Origin of the sequence: Aerosakkonema sp. BLCC-F183 (genome assembly GCF_041929145.1) — a bacterium.
GTDB lineage: Bacteria > Cyanobacteriota > Cyanobacteriia > Cyanobacteriales > Aerosakkonemataceae > Aerosakkonema.
The window spans coordinates 241352-259560 of record NZ_JBHFNU010000016.1; the positions used below are offsets into that span (position 1 = coordinate 241352).

An 18209-nucleotide genomic window follows, 5' to 3' on the forward strand; every position below is an offset into this window, starting at 1 on the left:
AAAAATAGTCTCATTCACTAACGGCCTTCCCTTGCTGACAAGTTGGGAACAGTGGTGCGTAAGCTACTAATACTCTTCTACAATAAAGCAATTGCAAAGTCTAAGTTGTTCCGGCTGCATCTATACCTGGATAATATGCTGACCTTGCAGTCAGAACAAAAGTATAAAATTTTACTAAGCATCTACAAAAGATCGATGCGATCGCATAACTGCAAGTTAGGGTGAGAATCGATCCGGAATCCAAAATTAATTATCTGAAGAGTAGGATGGAATTCCGGAGATCGTAAAATGAAGCAAAATTATCGGAACAAGTGTAATAAAAGTTACTGACGAAAGATGGCAAAGTAGTTTGCAATAGCTAGGGGACTTTAGTTATGTAGCTTTATTTACCATCAAGAAGCGATCGCGTCGGCGTATAGGCTGAAAACATTGGCTCTCCCGTTTTTGTGGTGATAATAGAAACTTATCTAATCGTAGGGTGGGGGACGGCACGGGTGATTACTAGAGCGTCAGTCCAGTAGAATAAATTGACAAAAAGGACGAAATATGTGTTGTGTAGGGGCGAAGCATTTGGGCGACAATTTATTGCACAAAACCCAAGATTTTCTGTCCAAATGCTTCGCCCTGCCAGGGTCTAAAGCTAAAAAATATTATGTTGCTTTTGTCAACCTCTTTTACTGGACTGGCGCTCTAGGGGCGGGGGGGTCACCCAGCCCCTACATTCAACCGATAATTCAGTTTCCGTGCCGTCACCCACCGATCGCACTCAAATCTAACATCACGAACATTTTTTCCCATACATCCGCAAGAGCCAAAACATTAAAATCTAAGCACACAACCGGATTTTGACAGATCTATCTGGCCAATTTGGGCCCAAATTTGGCTAAATATAACTTTTGAATACCGTCAAAGGTCTAAAAACAGCCCAAAAAGCCATAAGTTTAGAAACTATCTTTTGAATAAAGGAGTAACATTACACCCCTTCACCCTAAAATTGACTACCAACACACCTAAACAGCATAAAAATATGCAAATAATCATTTTGTCTAGAGCTAAATCGTTAGATTATATGGACTAGGTAGTGAGGAGTTAAAAAAATGGCAAATATCACCGGAACAATAGATAGTGAATTTCTTGCTGGCACACGAGAACCAGACTTTATTCTTGCCCTAGCAGGTAACGACACAGTTCTGGGTCAAGCAGGCAACGATACCATTTACGGCAACGAAGGCCAAGATAGCTTGCGAGGCGACGACAACGAGGACTACTTGCAGGGCGACCAAGACAACGACATCATCTATGGCAACCTTGGCAATGACACAGGTGTTGGTGGCCTTGGCAACGATACAATCTTTGGCAACGAGGGTATGGACCTTCTCAACGGCAATGACGGTAATGACATTGTTAACGGTAACCAAGGTGACGATACCTTGTTTGGCGAAGAAGGTCAGGACTATCTTCGGGGTGGCGCAGACAACGATCGCTTATTCGGCAACCTGGGCAACGACACCCTGTACGGCGATTTGGGCAACGACTCAATTCAGGGCAACGAAAATGATGACCTAATTAACGGCAACGAAGGGGAAGACATTCTCAACGGTAACGAAGGCAACGATACCGTCCGAGGTGGTATGGATAACGATACCGTTCGGGGCGGCATGGATAATGACAAATTATACGGTGACGAAGGCAATGACACCGTTTATGGCGACCAGGGTAACGACTCCGTATTTGGCGGCGACGGGATAGACCTTTTATATGGCAATGAAGGTAACGATGCCATCAACGGCAACGAGGGCAACGATACTGCCTTTGGCGGACAAGGCAACGACACCATACGGGGAGGCATCGGCAATGACTCCCTCTTTGGCGATCGCGGACGAGACACCTTATTCGGCGACCAGGGTGCGGATACCCTGACAGGCGATAGTAGCGGTGAAACTAACACTGATGTCTTCGTTATCGGTCGCGGTACAGGTGGGCTGACCAGAACTGATGCCGACTTTATTACCGACTTTCAACTTTGTATAGATTTAATTTCGCTAACTGGCGGTGTCAGTTACGGCGATTTAAATATCTTTCAAGGTACGGGAGGCGATGTCGCCAACACGATTATTCAGGACAAGACCACAGGTGAGTTTTTGGCGGTCTTGCAGAATGTCAATAGCAATTCGATCGACGGTGCTGCTTTCATCCCAAGAGGCCCAGAAAGGGTCAGTATTGCGGCCACGAACCCCACGACGATCGAGTCCACACCAACTACAGCACCAGGTTTATTTACTGTTTCCGTCCCTTGCGATACCGATGAAGACCTCACGGTAAATTACGTCATTTCCGGTATAGCTATCAACGGTACGGACTACCAAACCCTTAGCGGTAGCGTGATTATTCCATCTGGTGCTAACAGCGCCACAATTCCAGTTGTAGCCATAGACGATACACTTGTCGAATCCGATGAAACGGTAATAGCAACTTTGACTACCGGTACGGGTTACGATGTGGCAGCCTCGCCCAAAAATACGGCTACAGTCACAATTTTGGACGACGATGCCTTAACTCAAACCACTGTCAATATTTTTGCCAGCGACCCGCTTGCATCTGATGCCACTCCCCCCGATCCAGGCCAATTTACGATCGCCCGCACAGGAGACCTGACCCAACCGCTTACAGTCAATTACAGTGTCTCGCCTTTGAGTACTGCTACTAACAATACCGACTATAAGTCCACGCCAACGCTGAGCACCAGCATTACCATTCCAGCAGGTTCCGATCGCGCAATCATCGATATCAACCCGATCTCCGATAGCGCGATCGAAGGGAATGAAACGATAACCTTGTTTTTAGGGGGCGGTACCGATTACACGGTCGGGCCTGCGAATAGTGCCACCGTAATCATTAGCGATCCGCCAACAGCAGCAAAACCGACCGTCTTCGTTACTGCGCCCAACCCGACCACTGTCGAGGCTAGTGGGAAGACCAGTACGTTTCAGTTTGCACGTACTGGAGGCGATATCAACCAGTCAGTAAAAATCAACTACGTTATCACAGGTACAGCTACACCCAACACTGACTATTCCTCGACTTTTAGTGGTAACAGTATCACTATCGCCGCCGGTAAAACTGTCTCCGATCCGGTTAGCATCACAGCCCAAGGGGACGGAATTAATGAACCGACTGAGACAGTGACAGTGACCATATCTGAAGATACCAGTTATTTTGTGGGTTCCCAGGACATGGCTACAGTCAATATTCTGGATAATAACCAATTAAATGTACCCGTACCCGCTCCCAATAAGGTTCTCCGATTTGCACAGTCGGGCGGCAACGCGATTGGCAGTCATGCCACCATCACTGAAGCAGTCAACGCAGCTGGTAATAATGAGATTATTTTCGTGCTACCCGGTACTTATAACGAACCAGGCACCATTGTTATCAACAAGCCATTAACAATTCGCGGGCCTAATGCAGGTCTCAGCCCCTCCACTGGTTTAGCAGGTTCCCCTGCTATTGTTAGGGCACCCGCAGGTCAGCGAGTTATTGACATTGCCTCTGGCGTCAACAACGTTACAATTGAAGGTCTCAGATTTGAGCTACAAGGAGAAAATGCCATCCTGGATAACGATGCCAGTAACAACATCCTCATTCGTCAAAATGAGTTTACTGGAACCGGGCCAGCAACGGGTGGTGTAATGCGCTTTGATTATCAGGGTGCATCCGGTTCCTCTTTAACTGTGCAAGACAACTTAATTCGCGACGTTACATTCAATGCAGGCAGTAGTACCAGTGCTATTCAGGCATTCCGGGTTGACACGTTGAGGATTACGGATAACACCATTGCCAGCGTACCCGGGCCGGGAATCGCCGCCGATGCAATTACCAACGCTGCGAGTGTAATTAATAACAATACCATCAGCAACACCGGGCAACAGGGCATCCAGCTGGCAGGTGGTAGCGCGACGATCTCAAACAACGATATCACCAATACAAACACCACAAGCGGTACGGATAGGGGTGGTATCAGATTGCGGGATTCCGGTCTCACCACTGCAAAGCTGGGAACGGTGAATGTCACCAGCAACACGATCACCAACTCGTTCAATGGCATAGCGATCGCAAACGGCACAAATATTACGGGCACAATCAACATCAATTTCAACAATCTCATCGGTAATACCAATGCCGGACTGTACCACGGTGGAACTGGTGCTTTAAATGCAAAAAATAACTGGTGGGATTCTGCAACAGGCCCGACCATCGGCGGCACAGGACGAAATGCTATCAACGGTTCTGGGGCTACAGTGGCTAATGTAGACTTCGATCCATTTGCTACACAACCTTTCTAAAACCAAGCTGGCAAGGTAAAATTGAGGGAGGTGAAGAAATTTCAGATTTGAAACTTAAGATTCCAACCTGGAAAACAACAAGCCAGGTTGTAATCTCAAATCTAAAATCAGCAATTTTGTTCAAAATCTAAACGGGCAGTACCGACCCAAAATCTGTGGTTTGGGTCAGTACTGCCCTTACGAGTATAAAAGCGGCTCAATATAATAAATCATGTTACAATATGGACAATTGGTTAACGCAGTAGTGTAAAAGCACTTAGGCTAAAGACATAGACTGAGTTAAGCAAACCGTATTGAGTAGAAAAACTATTTCTCTTTTTACGGAGCGATCGCTTACAAATAGATCGTGACACAAGCTCCCAACCAGTATCTCTGGAAAAACGATGGGTTTATCCCTATAAAAAAATCCCCAACAATAATCTTTGATTTTAGTTGGATCTGTTCAAATTATTGAGTCTTACTCACAAGTTAAGCTTCCATGACCTCTGAGGTTTTAGTCGAAAAGAAAAAGTTGGAAAACCCGCCTCTGGATATTCGGGTATTGGGCGATCGCGCTTTGCGCCAACCAGCAAAGCGCATCACCAAAGTAGACTCGGAAATCCGGGAACTCGTGCGAGAAATGCTGCAAACTATGTACAGCGCCGATGGTATCGGTCTGGCTGCACCGCAGGTGGCTGTACAAAAACAACTGATTGTAGTAGACTGCGAACCAGATAACCCGGCCAATCAGCCTCTGATTTTAATCAATCCCACGATTAAAGCTTTGACCCGCGACTTGTGTGTAGCGCAGGAAGGGTGTTTGAGCATTCCAAAGGTTTACCTCGACGTCAAACGTCCAGAAGCCATTGAAGTTGCTTACAAAGACGAGTACGGTCGCCCTCGAACCCTGAAAGCAACAGGCTTGCTCAGTCGTGCTATTCAGCACGAAATGGATCACCTCAACGGAGTGCTCTTTGTAGACCGGGTAGAAAATAGTTTGGCCCTTACCCAAGAGTTAAACAAGCACGGATTCTCGACCCACGCTGTCAAACCAGTTGCATAATCGGAAAAAGGCAGTGAGTACACTAACTTCAAAAAGCGCCCTTTTGTTGGGTGCTTCCTGCGTATCAACGATCGCAGCAGTGGGTTCAATATTCGAGCTGTCTTCTGGAGAACCCCAGTTGGGCAGCTTAGTAACAACTATTATTTTGGCAATCAGCCTGCCGCTGGGTGGATTTTTGTTCTATGCTGCCGTTAAAGACGCCAAAGAAAACCAACAGCAGTGAATAGTCAGAAAAATTAAAAATTAAAAGTTAAAAATGAGAAGTTTTTTGCATTTTTAATTTTTAATTTTTAATTAATTACATAGAAAGTGGATTTGACTGGACATCGCTATAGTTGAAAACAAAAAACTACTGACACTTGGCAAATGAAAAGTGACATTTCTGAGGCATTTCTCCGGCAGTCGCCGAGTAAGAGTGCAGATGAAGCAGAACGTCGCTACTCGCTTGAGACTGCTGACGAACTTGTGCTTGGGCGAGATTTAAACTGTCAAATTGTTCTGGACTCCAACATATACGGAATGGTTTCCAGGCGTCATGTGTCAGTCAGCCACATAACTAAATTTGCAGGCGCTCCACCCAACTGGCTAGTTTGCGATCTCAACAGTGCGAATGGTACCTATATAAATGGCCAGCGCCTAGAAGGATGCCGTATTTGTCGGGAGGGCGATCGCATCGTACTGGGGCAAAACGGCCCAGAATTCATCTTTGAATTAGTAAAAACCACCCAGACTGCTGCTAGCACTCCGTCCTCACTAAGAAACGCTCCCAGCCCACAAGTTGAATCTAGTCCTACCATAAGACCTTCTCAAACCGACTCAGTTAGTTTTACTCAGCTGTTTCCCATTTTTTCAACCGGACGCGAACTGACTCAAAAAGCCTACTTGCTCCCAGGCATCATCACAGTGGGATTTGTAGTCTTGATGTTTGCTGCTGTAGGCAACCCGATGGTATTCAACTTGGTGCTGGCTTCATACTTGGCAGGATCTGCTTATTACTTCGTTTATCAACTTTGTGGCAAGCATAAACCTTGGTGGGTGCTAGTAGCTTGTGCCTTGGTTACTGTATTAATTTTACTAAGTCCGCTGCTCCCTTTATTTATAGTTATTTTTCGCCAAATTCTGCCAGGAAGTTTACCAACAAATTTCGAGAACTTAACTTTTCCGATTTTACTGCTCAGAATGTTTTTCGGAGCCGGCTTGATGGAAGAGTTGCTCAAAGCCTTACCCGTACTAGGCGCTTATTTGCTGGGACGCCGCTTGCCACCAGCTTGGCGCGAAAAAATCGGAGTAGTAGAACCCCTTGATGGGATTTTGCTGGGAACATCTTCTGCCGTTGGCTTTACCTTAATGGAAACTTTAGGGCAGTACGTACCTCAGATTATCCGCGATGCGACATTTCAGGTGGGGGAAGGTGTAGGGGAGTTAGTGGGATTGCAACTGCTGATTCCTCGGATTTTAGGCTCTGTCGCCGGACATATGGCGTACAGCGGCTATCTCGGCTATTTTATTGGGCTCAGTAGCTTGAAACCTCGTCGGCGCTGGCAAATCCTTAGCATAGGCTACCTCAGCGCGGCAGTACTTCACGCTTTGTGGAATGCAACTGGTATTATTAGTCCCTTTGTCTTGGCCTTGGTAGGTGTGCTGTCCTATGCTTTTTTGACGGCAGCTATTCTTAAGGCTAGGGCTTTGTCACCAAGGCGAAACGCTGTCCTCACGCCTCGTTGATCGAAAACATTGCTACTATCTTTATGAATCGCCTCTAAATTCCAATTCAGCAAAGGCGTAGCGAGCAACCGCCAAACTTAAGCGTGCCTGCTCCATCTTCGATAATTCAGCAAAAGGAACACCTCTAACAGTTCCCAGCACAGATTCGATCGCTTCAGTTTCTGCTCCCCGCATCGCATAAGCTAAAGGACGAGCCATCACCAATAAGTCTTCTTCTTCCCAGCCTAAAGCCAGTTGCTGCACGCACTTTACCAAACGTTCTGCCAAACATAAATTTGTTGACATCAAATCTTTGGCCCGCTTGGCGATCGTCTCTAGAGTTACCTGCGGGACGCGAGAAGCAAACCTCTCGCACAAAGCCGCTAAAATAGTCAGATCTAAAGTCAACGCTTCAACATTGGCTTCTGGAACCTTTTCCACCCAAAGCTGGTCAAGCTGTGCAAACAAAGTCTGCGATCGCGCCTCTATATCAACCTCCCGCCAATCATCTAAAACGAAAGCCTTTTGTAGTTCGGCAAAATAAGCTTCTGATTCCGGATGAGCGGTATTCCAGCAATAGGTTGTTTCATCTTGCAGAAGTGCCTGCACCAGATCGTGTTCTGCTTGGGCGGTGAAATCGGGAGAATATTCCGAATACCTGGTTTCACTTGCCATAATTCAACTCCTGAATCTTATTTTTTACCAACGCTGTCCGGAGGGTGACTACACCAGCACTTCCACAAGTTCCGCAACCCTTGAGATTCTCTTTCTCTATCAATATCGAAACTCAGAAATAGTGGAATGCCAATTCTCTTTCACCATTTTTTATTACAGATTGGCTTTCCAGTGGCACAGGTGAGGTATTTTAATTTTGTCCCAAGTTCCTACTTATGGGGCAGATTCCCCATTTCCCAGTCAAGTAACGACCGCACGATGGAGACATCAAGATCCTCAAACATCGATTACAAATTCCCAAATCTGCCCCTGGGAACTACCAAACTTTAACTGAGATCCAGATTGCAAAGGAGCTTCTTGGTGATGAACTTTTCGCCAACCCGCCGTTCCCAAAATCAGCGTACCGAAGCGAGAAAAATCTCGCAGGAAGTATGTCGGTGGGGAGTTACTGTCTAAAGGATCGCCGCGACAAATAATTTCTGCGTGTCTTTGCGAAACCCACTTTTCGCAGATCGTCAAATCGTTATCCTGCTGGCGACGTCCTACTCGCATCAATCCACCACGAATTGGCCAGAATTTATTTGTCGATCCTAAAGGACGCACAAAGGCAGCTCGTTCTCGTCCGATCCAAGTTAAAGAATTTTCCGGTAATTCGGTAATACTTTCAGCCAGAGGTTGTAGCAGTTCGCCATCAAACTCCGGGTGCATATACAGTACAGGTAAAGTCCAAGCTGGTTGATTGAATTTATACAGCGTCAGCAACTGCTGTCTAGCTACTGCCACCGCCCGATCGATCGGCATCCGTTCCGCCAAAGCACGAGCAAAAGCTTTGATAAAGCTAATTGCTTCCTCATCAGCAATAGCATCCCGCATTGCCAAAACTGCTGGTACACCGTGATGCAGCAGCACTTCTGCCAAGCTGCTACGGGGAATAGGCTGGTAATTGTGTTCTGCCGATCGAGCTCCCCAGCAAGCGTTAAAAACTGCCAGCGTCACCTGGCAACGAGTCAGTACTTGTGCCAATTCTGTACCGTTCATTGTGACACCGGGCCGCAAAAACAGCAAGCCTCCGTCAGGTGCAGGTTCACCGTGACCGGCATAAAAGAAAACATTGTAAGCGTTACTTTCCAGGCGTGCAGTCAGTTCCTCTGGAGTGGGCATAACTAAAGTATCTACCAGGCACGGTACCAGAGTGGCAGTACCGTTAGGACTGACATTGCCGCTACTTTCCAGAATTTTCGCGAGAACAAGTGCCTCTTGTTCTAGTTTGAGGTTTCCCAAAGATGAGGGTTGTTTGGGAGCATCTTGTTGACCTAAAACCAGCAGTATGTTTAAGGCTTGCTCTGGTTTAAGGGGAGGTAGAGGAGCAACATCGCTGGTGGTGCGACTGAAAAGCAATTGCTGACTTAAAGAAATTGCCTGTTTTCCCGCCTGGGGCTGCATAATTTCCCAAGGCAGAATGATTAAGTCTGGGTCGCGAATTTCCAGACGTAGCCGTAAAGGTTGATTTTGCCCAATGGCAATTCCTTGACTGCGATCGAGACTGCTTTGGATCGCCCCTTCAAATAGCCACTGCCAGAGTTGTATTCCTAGCTGCTGCATCAAACGACCGCCGTAGCTAGTTGTCGAACCTAAAGGAGACGACACAACTACCATTGTTGGAGCTAAAGCTAGTTGGACTGCTGGAAGCTTTTGAGAACTGGACAAGCTGAGAGGGGAAAACATCTCCTGCCAAGCAAGCCAGGTTTGGGTTAAGCTTTCCGGCCAAATGCAGTCGTGGTGCAGGTATCCACCTGGTAATGGGGCTTTTAAAACCCATATGGCAAAATGCTCTGCCTCAGCAGCTACCAGGCGAGCTACGCTTAAGTTGAGGCAAGGACTCTCAGATGGCGACATTCAGAACCCTTGATACTGGATCTGGACTGGAGCAATTTGTTTCACCAGTTTTCTATCAGTCTATCTATTCTTCAGACTGAATTTATTAACGATTTGCCCCTGGAGTACAGAGGCTCCACTACCAGTACATTTTCCCAGCCCAGCAGCTTTTTGAATGGTATTTTGGCTAATGTTCGGGTCAAGCTCTACTTGTCGAATCTATCCTTTTTGGGCTGGTATGACTAAATTATAAGTTGCTGGAAGCTTGTGTGAGTTAAGCTTGCCAGGAATTGTGCATACTTTAAGCTTCAGCCAGCTGTCTCCATCGCGAACAGCTTTACTTTTGATTTCGAGGATAGTACCGATACATTTTGCCGTTGATTAACCCTTCATAAACCAAAAGAGGAGTTTGGGGGCTTTGGGAATTGTTAACGATCGAGACTGCGATCGACAATCCCGGACTCAAGGACGGGGCGGCGGAGATAGAAGTGGGATTTCCTGAGATGGACTGTGTGGCTTAGTTTGGGGCGTTATATTGGGATTCGACACAGGCAGATCGCCCCATTTTCCCAAAGTAAAGTAGACCAGTGCCGTACCCAATCCCAGCAACAAAGCGATTCCACCTAACAAGGGTAACAAACTGGGTTTGGCAAGCCGAGTAGGTAGGAGCTGAGTCTTAAGTGTGGAGGGAGTGCCAAAATCTTGAGTTCGAGCTGGAGCAGAATCTGCCACCGATTCGGGGATGACTAAAGTGGGAGCCATGCCTGCCGATTTGTATCTAACCTGGCAATAAACTAAGCCTACAGTGACGTTATCGTGACCGTTTTGGGTGTTGCCTATATCGATCAGCCTTGCTGCCGCTGTCGCCAGGTTTATTTTGCCTTCTAAAACTGGCACGATTTCTGTATCCCAATATTGCTCTACGCGATCGCTATCGCTCAAACCATCAGAACACAGCAGAAAAATACAGTCTTCATCGATAACAAACCGCTGTACTGTGGGATGCAAGTTGTTTGACGAACTCATCCCTAATGCCTGAACCAAAGACCCAGATCCGATCTGTTGCAACGCTTCTCGGTATAAGGTATAGCCCAGCCGCACTTCCCGGCTGGCCACATCATCGTCTACAGTAATTTGATGGCAACTGTTGCGCGTAATCCAGTAGACCCGGCTGTCTCCAATATGAGTAATGTACATCTCGTGGGCTTGAGTCAAGGCCATTACTAGCGTTGTGCCCATACGTTGCCTGTCGAAGCGCCCTTCGCTATCGTTGCGTTGACTGATAAGATCGTTGGCATCGCAAACTGCACGTTCTAATTCCGACCTCAAATCAACCAGTTCGTTGGACGGCGATATTTTTAAGCTGCCCAATGAGTCAACACGATCGTCAACCGCATCATCTGCAAGCTGGTGATTCTGCCAGCGAGATGCCTCCGCAACGACTGTTTCTATCGCTAAGCTGGAAGCGACATTGCCGCCTTCGTGTCCGCCAATCCCGTCGCAGACAACAGCTAAAGCTTGAGAACCCGCAGGGACTCGATCGAAATTACCGCTATCCGGGTAGCAGGCATCTTCATTGCGTAGTCTGGTCGGGCCTGTATCTGTGCAGCTGGCAATTTGATAGATGCGTTCTTGGGATTGCCCTACTGTATACAGAGCGCCATCTAACTGAGCTAGTAAATCTTCGGAAAATAGCTGGCCTTGTATCATACTTTGGCACAATTGAACCAAAAAATCTGCGATCGCTGGCTGTGCCTGTCCCGTCCATTGCAACCACAGGTGACCCAACTCGCTTAAGTTCGGTTCCTCTCGATCCTGGCGCAATTCCAACAAGCGCACGATCGGCCCTTCTACCCGCAGCAGCTTTGGTTTCAGCAGACTAGCCGTTACACCCGCGATGCTAAAAGGTTGCCAAAGTTGGGCAATTTGCCACAGCCAATTGAGCTGCCGGATTGCTGGGGCATTTTCCCAAGCTGTGGCTAATTCTGTCATTAGGTTAGGCTTTAAGCTTTTGGCATCGGTGGAAATCGGAGCTTCTTCGAGCAGCCAAATTACTTCCTTTCGGCTTTTTTTGAGCGGTGGTAAGAGTCCGTAAACTTGGGGAACGTGTAACCGATAGGGGAAAAGATACAAATAGGGTGCGATCGCATCTGTGATATCTTGCGGAAATAAGGGTACTAGCCCTGGTTTAGTGTCCAGCAAAATTTTTTCGCGTTTGAGGACATAACGCTCTGCCAAAAGCTTCCCTGGCTTATAAGCTTCTATCCCAGAACCGACAGCCCACAAATACCGTTTTGGTATGGGGGTGCAACATTTATGGCAAAAGTTGTGACTCTCTGGGTTAGGAGCCTGACAGTGCGTATTCGGGCAAGTAATTTGAGCGGCGTCTCCCATGAAGATTTTTTCACTCCAAGGCTTCGGGATTTGGCCGATGATATGCAGGGGTCTGCAAGAGAGCCTACTTGTAGTCAAATTGCCAAATCGGTTGATAATCAACGATTGTAGCGTTTGACTATCCATCTTCTCTAACTATTTAGATATAAGACGTTCTCTATATCAGCTTTGATTCGATCGCGCAGCTGCGTCCGATCCTGATGGTGGATAATACGGCTCAATAGCACTTTGCTTCATCAGTTGAGGCCAAAGGATTAAAAAGAAGCCCATCCAAGCTAACACAGGTAGGGATACTACAACTGTCACCCAAACAGTTTTGAATAATAACCAGCTTAAGCCGATCAGCCCGCTCCCGGTGACTGCAATCGACCAAGGCTGACACCACCAAGGTTTGTACCCCCAAGGGTTCAGATCGATTTTCGATTTTGGATCGTCAGACATGAGATGATAACTTGGTTGTAAAACGGATGAAGTATTTGCTAGACAATATCTACAATATCTAATATGCACTAAATTACAGGAGGCGACCTCGGTCAGGTAGGGGTGAAACCCCGCTTGAGCGATCGCGGCGGAACCTCTAAATTTAGAAGTCGTTCCTTAATTACCCATCGTTGAAGAGTCTAAATATCTGCTTTCCTAATTGTTTCTTTCAAGAACAATGTAAATTGGTTAAGCTTTCCGCTCCGATTGTTTAGGCTCTTGATTACCTGTATTTAGGATTGGTTCAAATCCATCTAAACTAATCACTTTTTTGCTGGTTGCTATGCCTACACCTATATTCGACCCTCATTTAAAGAAAACAGTCCCTACTTCAGAATCTTCTGCGCTCGCAGAAATTCATGAAGGTATTGCCTACTTAAAAAGATCTCAGACTCTCCTTTATCGAATGCTCAACATTGATACTTGGGCAATTGTATGTACGATGGAGGATTTCGATCCTGGGTTTTGGGGTCGGTTCATGGCTAATCGTCAAGCAGCTTTTACAGAATTTTTAGCACAAAAGAAACGTCAGCGTTCCTAAGTTCTTTTTTTGTGAATATTTTTAATATTTTCGCTTTGCGATGCCAGACCAAAAGGCTTTCGCAACTTATACTGAGCGAGCATAACGAGCCATTTTCTATTTAGCCATTTGACCGGAATTAACTATGCCCAAACCGGTTTTTACAGCTTGGTTTGGCGGTATCAATATTTTTAAGACCGCCGCCAAACCCAAACACAAGTATCTAAGAATCTATTGTTTATCTTGTGCGGCTGCTACTTGAGGTAAGCCCATACTGTGGTTAAGAACGCGAGCATTGAGGTTATAACTAATTTCACCCTTTTGCAGGAGAGAACGCACGAAATGTTCTAAATCGGAACCGATGCGACGGATATTGTATTCCGTTAAATTTTCTCCGCTAGATGACTCAACAAGTTCATCAAACTTCCGATAAACTTTTTGCAGAGATTCTTCGTTCCAATTTAGTTCATTGTCTGGATCGACATCCAAAGTTAAAACGCTGTCGCTGGGAACTAACTCATTGTTCTCAACTTCGGCAGTAAAAATGCGGATGTGGCGGGTTGTAGACTTGAGCAACATAGTCGCAGTGTTGTAAAGCTAGTACTGGCCAACCTATTGTAAACCTTTGTTACGGCAATTACGCTTTGAAATATAGACTCATCGAGTCTTCACGCAGATACCGAACTTGATTTTTAGCGAGCAATCATACCTGTCTGACGGGCATAGGCGAAAATTCCGCCTGCTTCAATCACAGGTCCCACTTCTCCAATCGGCTTGAGATCGTAAATTTTCCCATGCGTGTGGTCAATCAGTTGATTTTGCTCAAAGTCGATCGAAACTTCCTGACCGGTTTCTAACACATCGCATAGGCGCTCTACTGACTCCCAAGGGTAAAGTTCGCCAGTCGCCGAGCAATTGCGGAAAAAAATCCGGGCGTAGGACTGAGCTACGACAGCTTTTACGCCAGCAGCCCCCAGAGCAATGGGCGCGTGTTCTCGCGAGGAGCCGCAGCCGAAGTTTTCTCCCGCTACAATTATGGGATAGGGCGTCTTCATTTCTCCTGGCGCAATAAACTTACCGTAGCGATCGGGTAACCCTGCAAAAGCATAACTGCCGAGCTTTTCGTACTCATCTGGTTTAGAAGGAACCAACGTGAGGTATTCTGCGGGTATAATTTGATCTGTATCAATATTGTCATCAACAACAAAGATGATACCGCGAATGACTTTGCTCATAATAAATTTCCTGTTTACTTTTGCAGCTTTTTACTCGGCTAGGTGTGCTTCCAGTACATCTTACATGAAAATGTAACCACTATATATATTAACTCAATGCGATTTTCCTTTAAGATAGCTATTCACCTTTCGGCTAAGTCATCTAATTTTACATAAATTGTATTTTTTTAGCCCATGTAAAAATAGGCCATTTGTTGCTAAATTTAAGTTTTGTATGTCAAGTATGAGTTAAGCTATTTAGTAGAAATGTTAAAATATTAATTTTTCAAGAAGCTGTTAAAAAAGTCCATTGATTGATAAACTTGTATTCAAGTATGTATTAGCTTAAGGAGAAAAGTTAAATTTTGTAATTTTTTGTTTGAGGATAAGGAGGAGCGGGTATATTATGGAATTTTAGCAAAAACAAGACTTGAGATCTGCAAACTGCATAAAAATAGAGAATTTGAACTATAAGCTCAGGAAACCAAGTAAATTTAAAAGGAGAGGATTTCCCAGGACATAAAATGGTTACTGTAGATAAGGCTGGGTTAAAAGTGGTTTATTAATCGATAAATATAAGGTCTATAAACTCTTTTAAAAGAGCTAATTTTTCCGTTCTAGACCCAAACTGAAATATTCCCAGCTTCTTTGCAGTTATGCCATTAGCATGGAAATAGAAAAATCTTGTAGATAAATCGAGAAAGACTCGTCACCATACACAAGACAGTACAGTAGCAATTGACTTTTGCGATCGAAAACCCTTTTTAATAACGCTCGCCTTGAATGGTGGGTTGATTTGGATTCTGGCTTTCCCTTTGGAGAGCAAGGTCAGAGCCATCGAGCCAATATATCTGCCTCCCAACCGACAGCCCCAGCGAAGCTAAGGTCTTTCGATCGAATCCTAAAACAGCAGCCAATCTTAGCCTGGAGAAGGATTTTGGCTTGCAAGCATGGCAAATAACTCTAAAACCCATGACAAACTAGATATAGAAAACCAGTAATTGAACCCAACCATAACCGAGCGAAGAAGAAACTTATGAAAGCGTCTGGAAACCGTATAATTTCATCGCCAGCAGCCCTAATTCTCAAGCTTGTCGCCACAATCTTGATTTTGTCTTTTGTGATTGACACGGTAACCCTGCCTCTGACTATCCCGTCCTTTGACCTGCAAGAGGAAGCTTGGCAAATCAACCTGACAACCCAGCTTGTCGAGCGAGGATTTATCCCTATGCTGGGGATAGCTTTGCTATTTGCTGGCTCTTGGATGGACGATCAACTAGACCCGCAGGGAAGCGGTCAACCCTGGCAATTAGTGAAAGTAGGGGCGCTCGTGCTTTCCGGCATTTTAGGCTTAGCATTCCTGGTCATTACTTTTGTTCACGTAAACAATGTCAGTAAGGCCAGCAATGAGGCGATCGAGAGAATTGAGCAGCAGGCAACTCAAGCAGAAAGCCAGCTTAACAGTGAAGGTTTTAGAGCCCAAATCGAACAGCGCCGAGGCCAAATTAAAACCCAAATCAGTGACCTGCTCAAAGACGAACAGAGACTGGGCCAAGCACTCCAAAGCCAGCAAGTCTCAAATGAACTCAAAACAATATTGCAGCAGTCTAAAGACAATCCGCAAGTAGTAGATGAATATTTGGATCGGCAAGCCAAACAGTTCAGCAATCAAACGCTAACCCAAGTTCGAGAACGCAAGCAACAATTGGAAAAACAAGCCAAGCGGGCAGCTTTGAAGTCTCAAGTGCAAATAGGAGTGAGCAGCGTCTTCCTGTCCATTGGCTACCTAATCATTACCGGAACGGGATTGGGGGGTTTGTTGTCTTCTCCCCAAATAGGGGCTCGCAAAACACCCAAGCGTTAGTGAGCTTTGCTGAGGTGATGACGCTATTCCGATCGTCAGGAGAAACTGGAAATTTGTATGTGTCCAATCAAAGCCGGATCTTTTTGTAAATCGTAAGTTTTTCATGTTCTCGATTTATATTCTCACCTACAACGAAGAAATCGATATCGCCGCTTGCATCGAATCAGCTATGCTGTCAGACGATGTGATAGTGGTGGACTCCATCAGCAGCGATCGCACTGTGGAAATTGCCAGTCGCTATCCAGTGCGAATAGTGCAGCACGCCTTTGAAAGTCACGGACGCCAGCGGACTTGGATGTTACAATCAGTTCCTGCTAAGCACGAATGGGTCTACATTCTCGAAGCCGATGAGCGTATGACACCAGAACTATTCCAAGAATGCCTCAAAGCAACCGAGAGTCAGGAGTATATCGGCTACTATGCAGCCGAGCGAGTTATGTTTCTGGGGAGGTGGATTCGGCGCAGTACCCAATACCCCCGATACCAAATGCGCTTATTTCAGAAGCACAAAGTTTGGTTTACCGATTACGGTCACACAGAGCGAGAAGTTTGTGACGGTAAAACAAGCTTTTTGAAAGAAACTTATCCCCACTACACCAATAGCAAAGGATTAGCTCGCTGGATCGAGAAGCACAATCGCTACTCCACTGATGAAGCTAGAGAAACCCTACGCCAATTAGAGAAAGGTAGTGTCAATTGGCGAGATTTGTTTTTTGGCTTCTCAGAAGTGGAAAGACGGCGAGCGCTCAAAGATTTGTCCCTGCGTCTACCCTTGCGACCGTTGCTGCGGTTTTTTTATATGTATTTTCTATTGGGGGGTTTTCTCGACGGGCACGCGGGATTTGCTTGGTGTACTCTGCAAGCTTTCTACGAATACCTGATTTTGCTCAAAGTCTGGGAGATGAAACATATGCCTGCTGTCTATGCAGACCGAGTAGGAACACTTTCTAGCGATCGCGAAGAAAACGTCGATGCTGCCAAAATTACTCCTTCTGTTTAGGCAAAAAAGTATGCAGAAAAATGTTAAGTCTGATACCATCATCTCCAGCCCCTTTAGGCTGTAAGTTGCGCTCCCATCGCATCGCGTTCCCATACGGTAAGATAACCCCAAGCGCAGGTCCACTGGGCCCAATGCGGAACATATCTTACTGTGAGATAGGGTAAGGAAGAAGGGTAGCTTTGTGGGCTCTATAATTTTCCCAGCTGGTTAAAAGAGAGTGGGTTATCTGTGATCGAACGCTTAAAGCAGGACTTAAAAAATGACCTGATCGCAGGTCTTTTGGTAGTAATTCCTCTAGCTACCACAATTTGGCTGACGATTACAGTTGCGAGTTGGGTAGTCAATTTTCTCACCCGCATTCCCAAGCAACTCAATCCTTTTGACGATCTCCATCCCATTTTGGTCAACTTGTTCAATCTAGCTGTGGGACTGATGGTACCCTTTTTATCTATTCTGCTGATTGGCTTGATGGCCCGCAATATTGTCGGACGATGGTTGCTGGATGTGGGTGAGAGAGTTCTGCAAGCAATTCCGTTAGCCGGATCGGTTTACAAAACGCTCAAACAACTTCTGGAAACTCTCCTGAAGGATTCTAACGGGAAGTTTCGCCGAGTAATTTTGGTAGAATACCCACGCCGGGGTATATGGGCTCTCGCCTTTGTCACCGGAACCCTAAACAGCGATATGCAGGCTCATCTATCCAGAACGACGATGTTGAGCATTTTTATACCTACAACCCCCAATCCGACTACGGGTTGGTATGCGATCGTTTCAGAAGATGAAGTCATAGACCTGGCCATATCTGTGGAAGATGCCTTCAAAGTTGTTGTCTCTGGTGGTATTGTAAGCCCCAGCCCCTTAACTCCTATGTCATCTCTATCTGCCTTGAAAGAACCGAAGCTGGAACAGCCTATCTTGGAGGAAAGATGAAGAGATCGCAGCATAATGTCTAAATTGAAGAGACGAGTTTGGGAAACAGTCATCGTTCATTGGCGATCTCAGGAGCGAGAGTGGGAAGGTTTGAGAGTTGCAACTTTTAAAGGTTCCAACTCTCCAGCCATATCTAAATTTTTTGCTGCCATTACATAACCTGTTACC

15 protein-coding genes are annotated in these 18209 nt (G+C 45.9%); 9 read left to right on the forward strand and 6 right to left on the reverse strand.

The features are described from left to right. Positions 1–1097: 1097 nt before the first annotated feature. From ACE1CD_RS04110 to ACE1CD_RS04125, 4 genes are all read left to right on the forward strand, one after another. Entirely contained in the window at positions 1098–4343 is a 3246-nt protein-coding gene (locus ACE1CD_RS04110; RefSeq protein ID WP_374821791.1) for a Calx-beta domain-containing protein, read from the forward strand. 478 nt (positions 4344–4821) lie between these two features. Further along, positions 4822–5385 carry a peptide deformylase gene (def, locus tag ACE1CD_RS04115; protein WP_374821794.1) on the forward strand — a complete coding sequence of 188 codons (564 nt, stop codon included), beginning with the start codon at positions 4822–4824 and terminating at the stop codon, positions 5383–5385. Between the two features lie 13 nt (positions 5386–5398). After that, entirely contained in the window at positions 5399–5608 is a 210-nt protein-coding gene (locus tag ACE1CD_RS04120; RefSeq protein ID WP_374821797.1) for a hypothetical protein, read from the forward strand. Positions 5609–5751: 143 nt separating this feature from the next. Then, positions 5752–7110, forward strand: a complete 1359-nt coding sequence (locus tag ACE1CD_RS04125) for a PrsW family glutamic-type intramembrane protease (RefSeq protein ID WP_374821799.1) — start codon at positions 5752–5754, stop codon at positions 7108–7110. Positions 7111–7131: 21 nt separating this feature from the next. Here ACE1CD_RS04125 and ACE1CD_RS04130 read toward each other — a convergent pair whose 3' ends face one another. The 4 genes from ACE1CD_RS04130 to ACE1CD_RS04145 form a co-directional block, all read right to left on the reverse strand. Further along, a complete protein-coding gene (locus ACE1CD_RS04130; protein WP_374790890.1) occupies positions 7132–7764 on the reverse strand; it encodes a hypothetical protein in 633 nt (210 codons plus the stop codon). Between the two features lie 276 nt (positions 7765–8040). After that, complete coding sequence (locus ACE1CD_RS04135) at positions 8041–9660, reverse strand: CHAT domain-containing protein (protein WP_374790892.1); 1620 nt, start codon at positions 9658–9660, stop codon at positions 8041–8043. Between the two features lie 441 nt (positions 9661–10101). Then, positions 10102–12159, reverse strand: coding sequence for a PP2C family protein-serine/threonine phosphatase (locus tag ACE1CD_RS04140; RefSeq protein WP_374821801.1), 2058 nt, complete (start codon positions 12157–12159; stop codon positions 10102–10104). Between the two features lie 36 nt (positions 12160–12195). Continuing rightward, entirely contained in the window at positions 12196–12474 is a 279-nt protein-coding gene (locus tag ACE1CD_RS04145; RefSeq protein ID WP_374790896.1) for a DUF6737 family protein, read from the reverse strand. 322 nt (positions 12475–12796) lie between these two features. Between ACE1CD_RS04145 and ACE1CD_RS04150 the strand changes: the two genes are divergently transcribed. Beyond that, complete coding sequence (locus ACE1CD_RS04150; RefSeq protein ID WP_374790898.1) at positions 12797–13054, forward strand: hypothetical protein; 258 nt, start codon at positions 12797–12799, stop codon at positions 13052–13054. A 210-nt stretch (positions 13055–13264) separates the two neighbouring features. Here ACE1CD_RS04150 and ACE1CD_RS04155 read toward each other — a convergent pair whose 3' ends face one another. Both ACE1CD_RS04155 and ACE1CD_RS04160 read right to left on the reverse strand, forming a co-directional pair. Beyond that, a complete protein-coding gene (locus ACE1CD_RS04155; RefSeq protein WP_374790900.1) occupies positions 13265–13612 on the reverse strand; it encodes an NAD(P)H-quinone oxidoreductase subunit M in 348 nt (115 codons plus the stop codon). A 113-nt stretch (positions 13613–13725) separates the two neighbouring features. Then, a complete protein-coding gene (locus tag ACE1CD_RS04160) occupies positions 13726–14268 on the reverse strand; it encodes a 3-isopropylmalate dehydratase (protein WP_190465037.1) in 543 nt (180 codons plus the stop codon). Positions 14269–15283: 1015 nt separating this feature from the next. Between ACE1CD_RS04160 and ACE1CD_RS04165 the strand changes: the two genes are divergently transcribed. From ACE1CD_RS04165 to ACE1CD_RS04180, 4 genes are all read left to right on the forward strand, one after another. Continuing rightward, positions 15284–16111, forward strand: coding sequence for an HpsJ family protein (locus tag ACE1CD_RS04165; protein WP_374790902.1), 828 nt, complete (start codon positions 15284–15286; stop codon positions 16109–16111). Between the two features lie 103 nt (positions 16112–16214). Further along, positions 16215–17111, forward strand: coding sequence for a glycosyltransferase family 2 protein (locus ACE1CD_RS04170; protein ID WP_374790904.1), 897 nt, complete (start codon positions 16215–16217; stop codon positions 17109–17111). Between the two features lie 228 nt (positions 17112–17339). After that, the gene (locus tag ACE1CD_RS04175; protein ID WP_374790906.1) at positions 17340–18041 is read left to right on the forward strand and encodes a DUF502 domain-containing protein; all 702 of its coding nucleotides are present in this window, start codon (positions 17340–17342) and stop codon (positions 18039–18041) included. 15 nt (positions 18042–18056) lie between these two features. Beyond that, on the forward strand, positions 18057–18200 hold the full coding sequence (locus ACE1CD_RS04180; protein WP_374790908.1) for a hypothetical protein: 144 nt from the start codon (positions 18057–18059) through the stop codon (positions 18198–18200). The last annotated feature ends 9 nt before the right edge of the window (positions 18201–18209 follow it).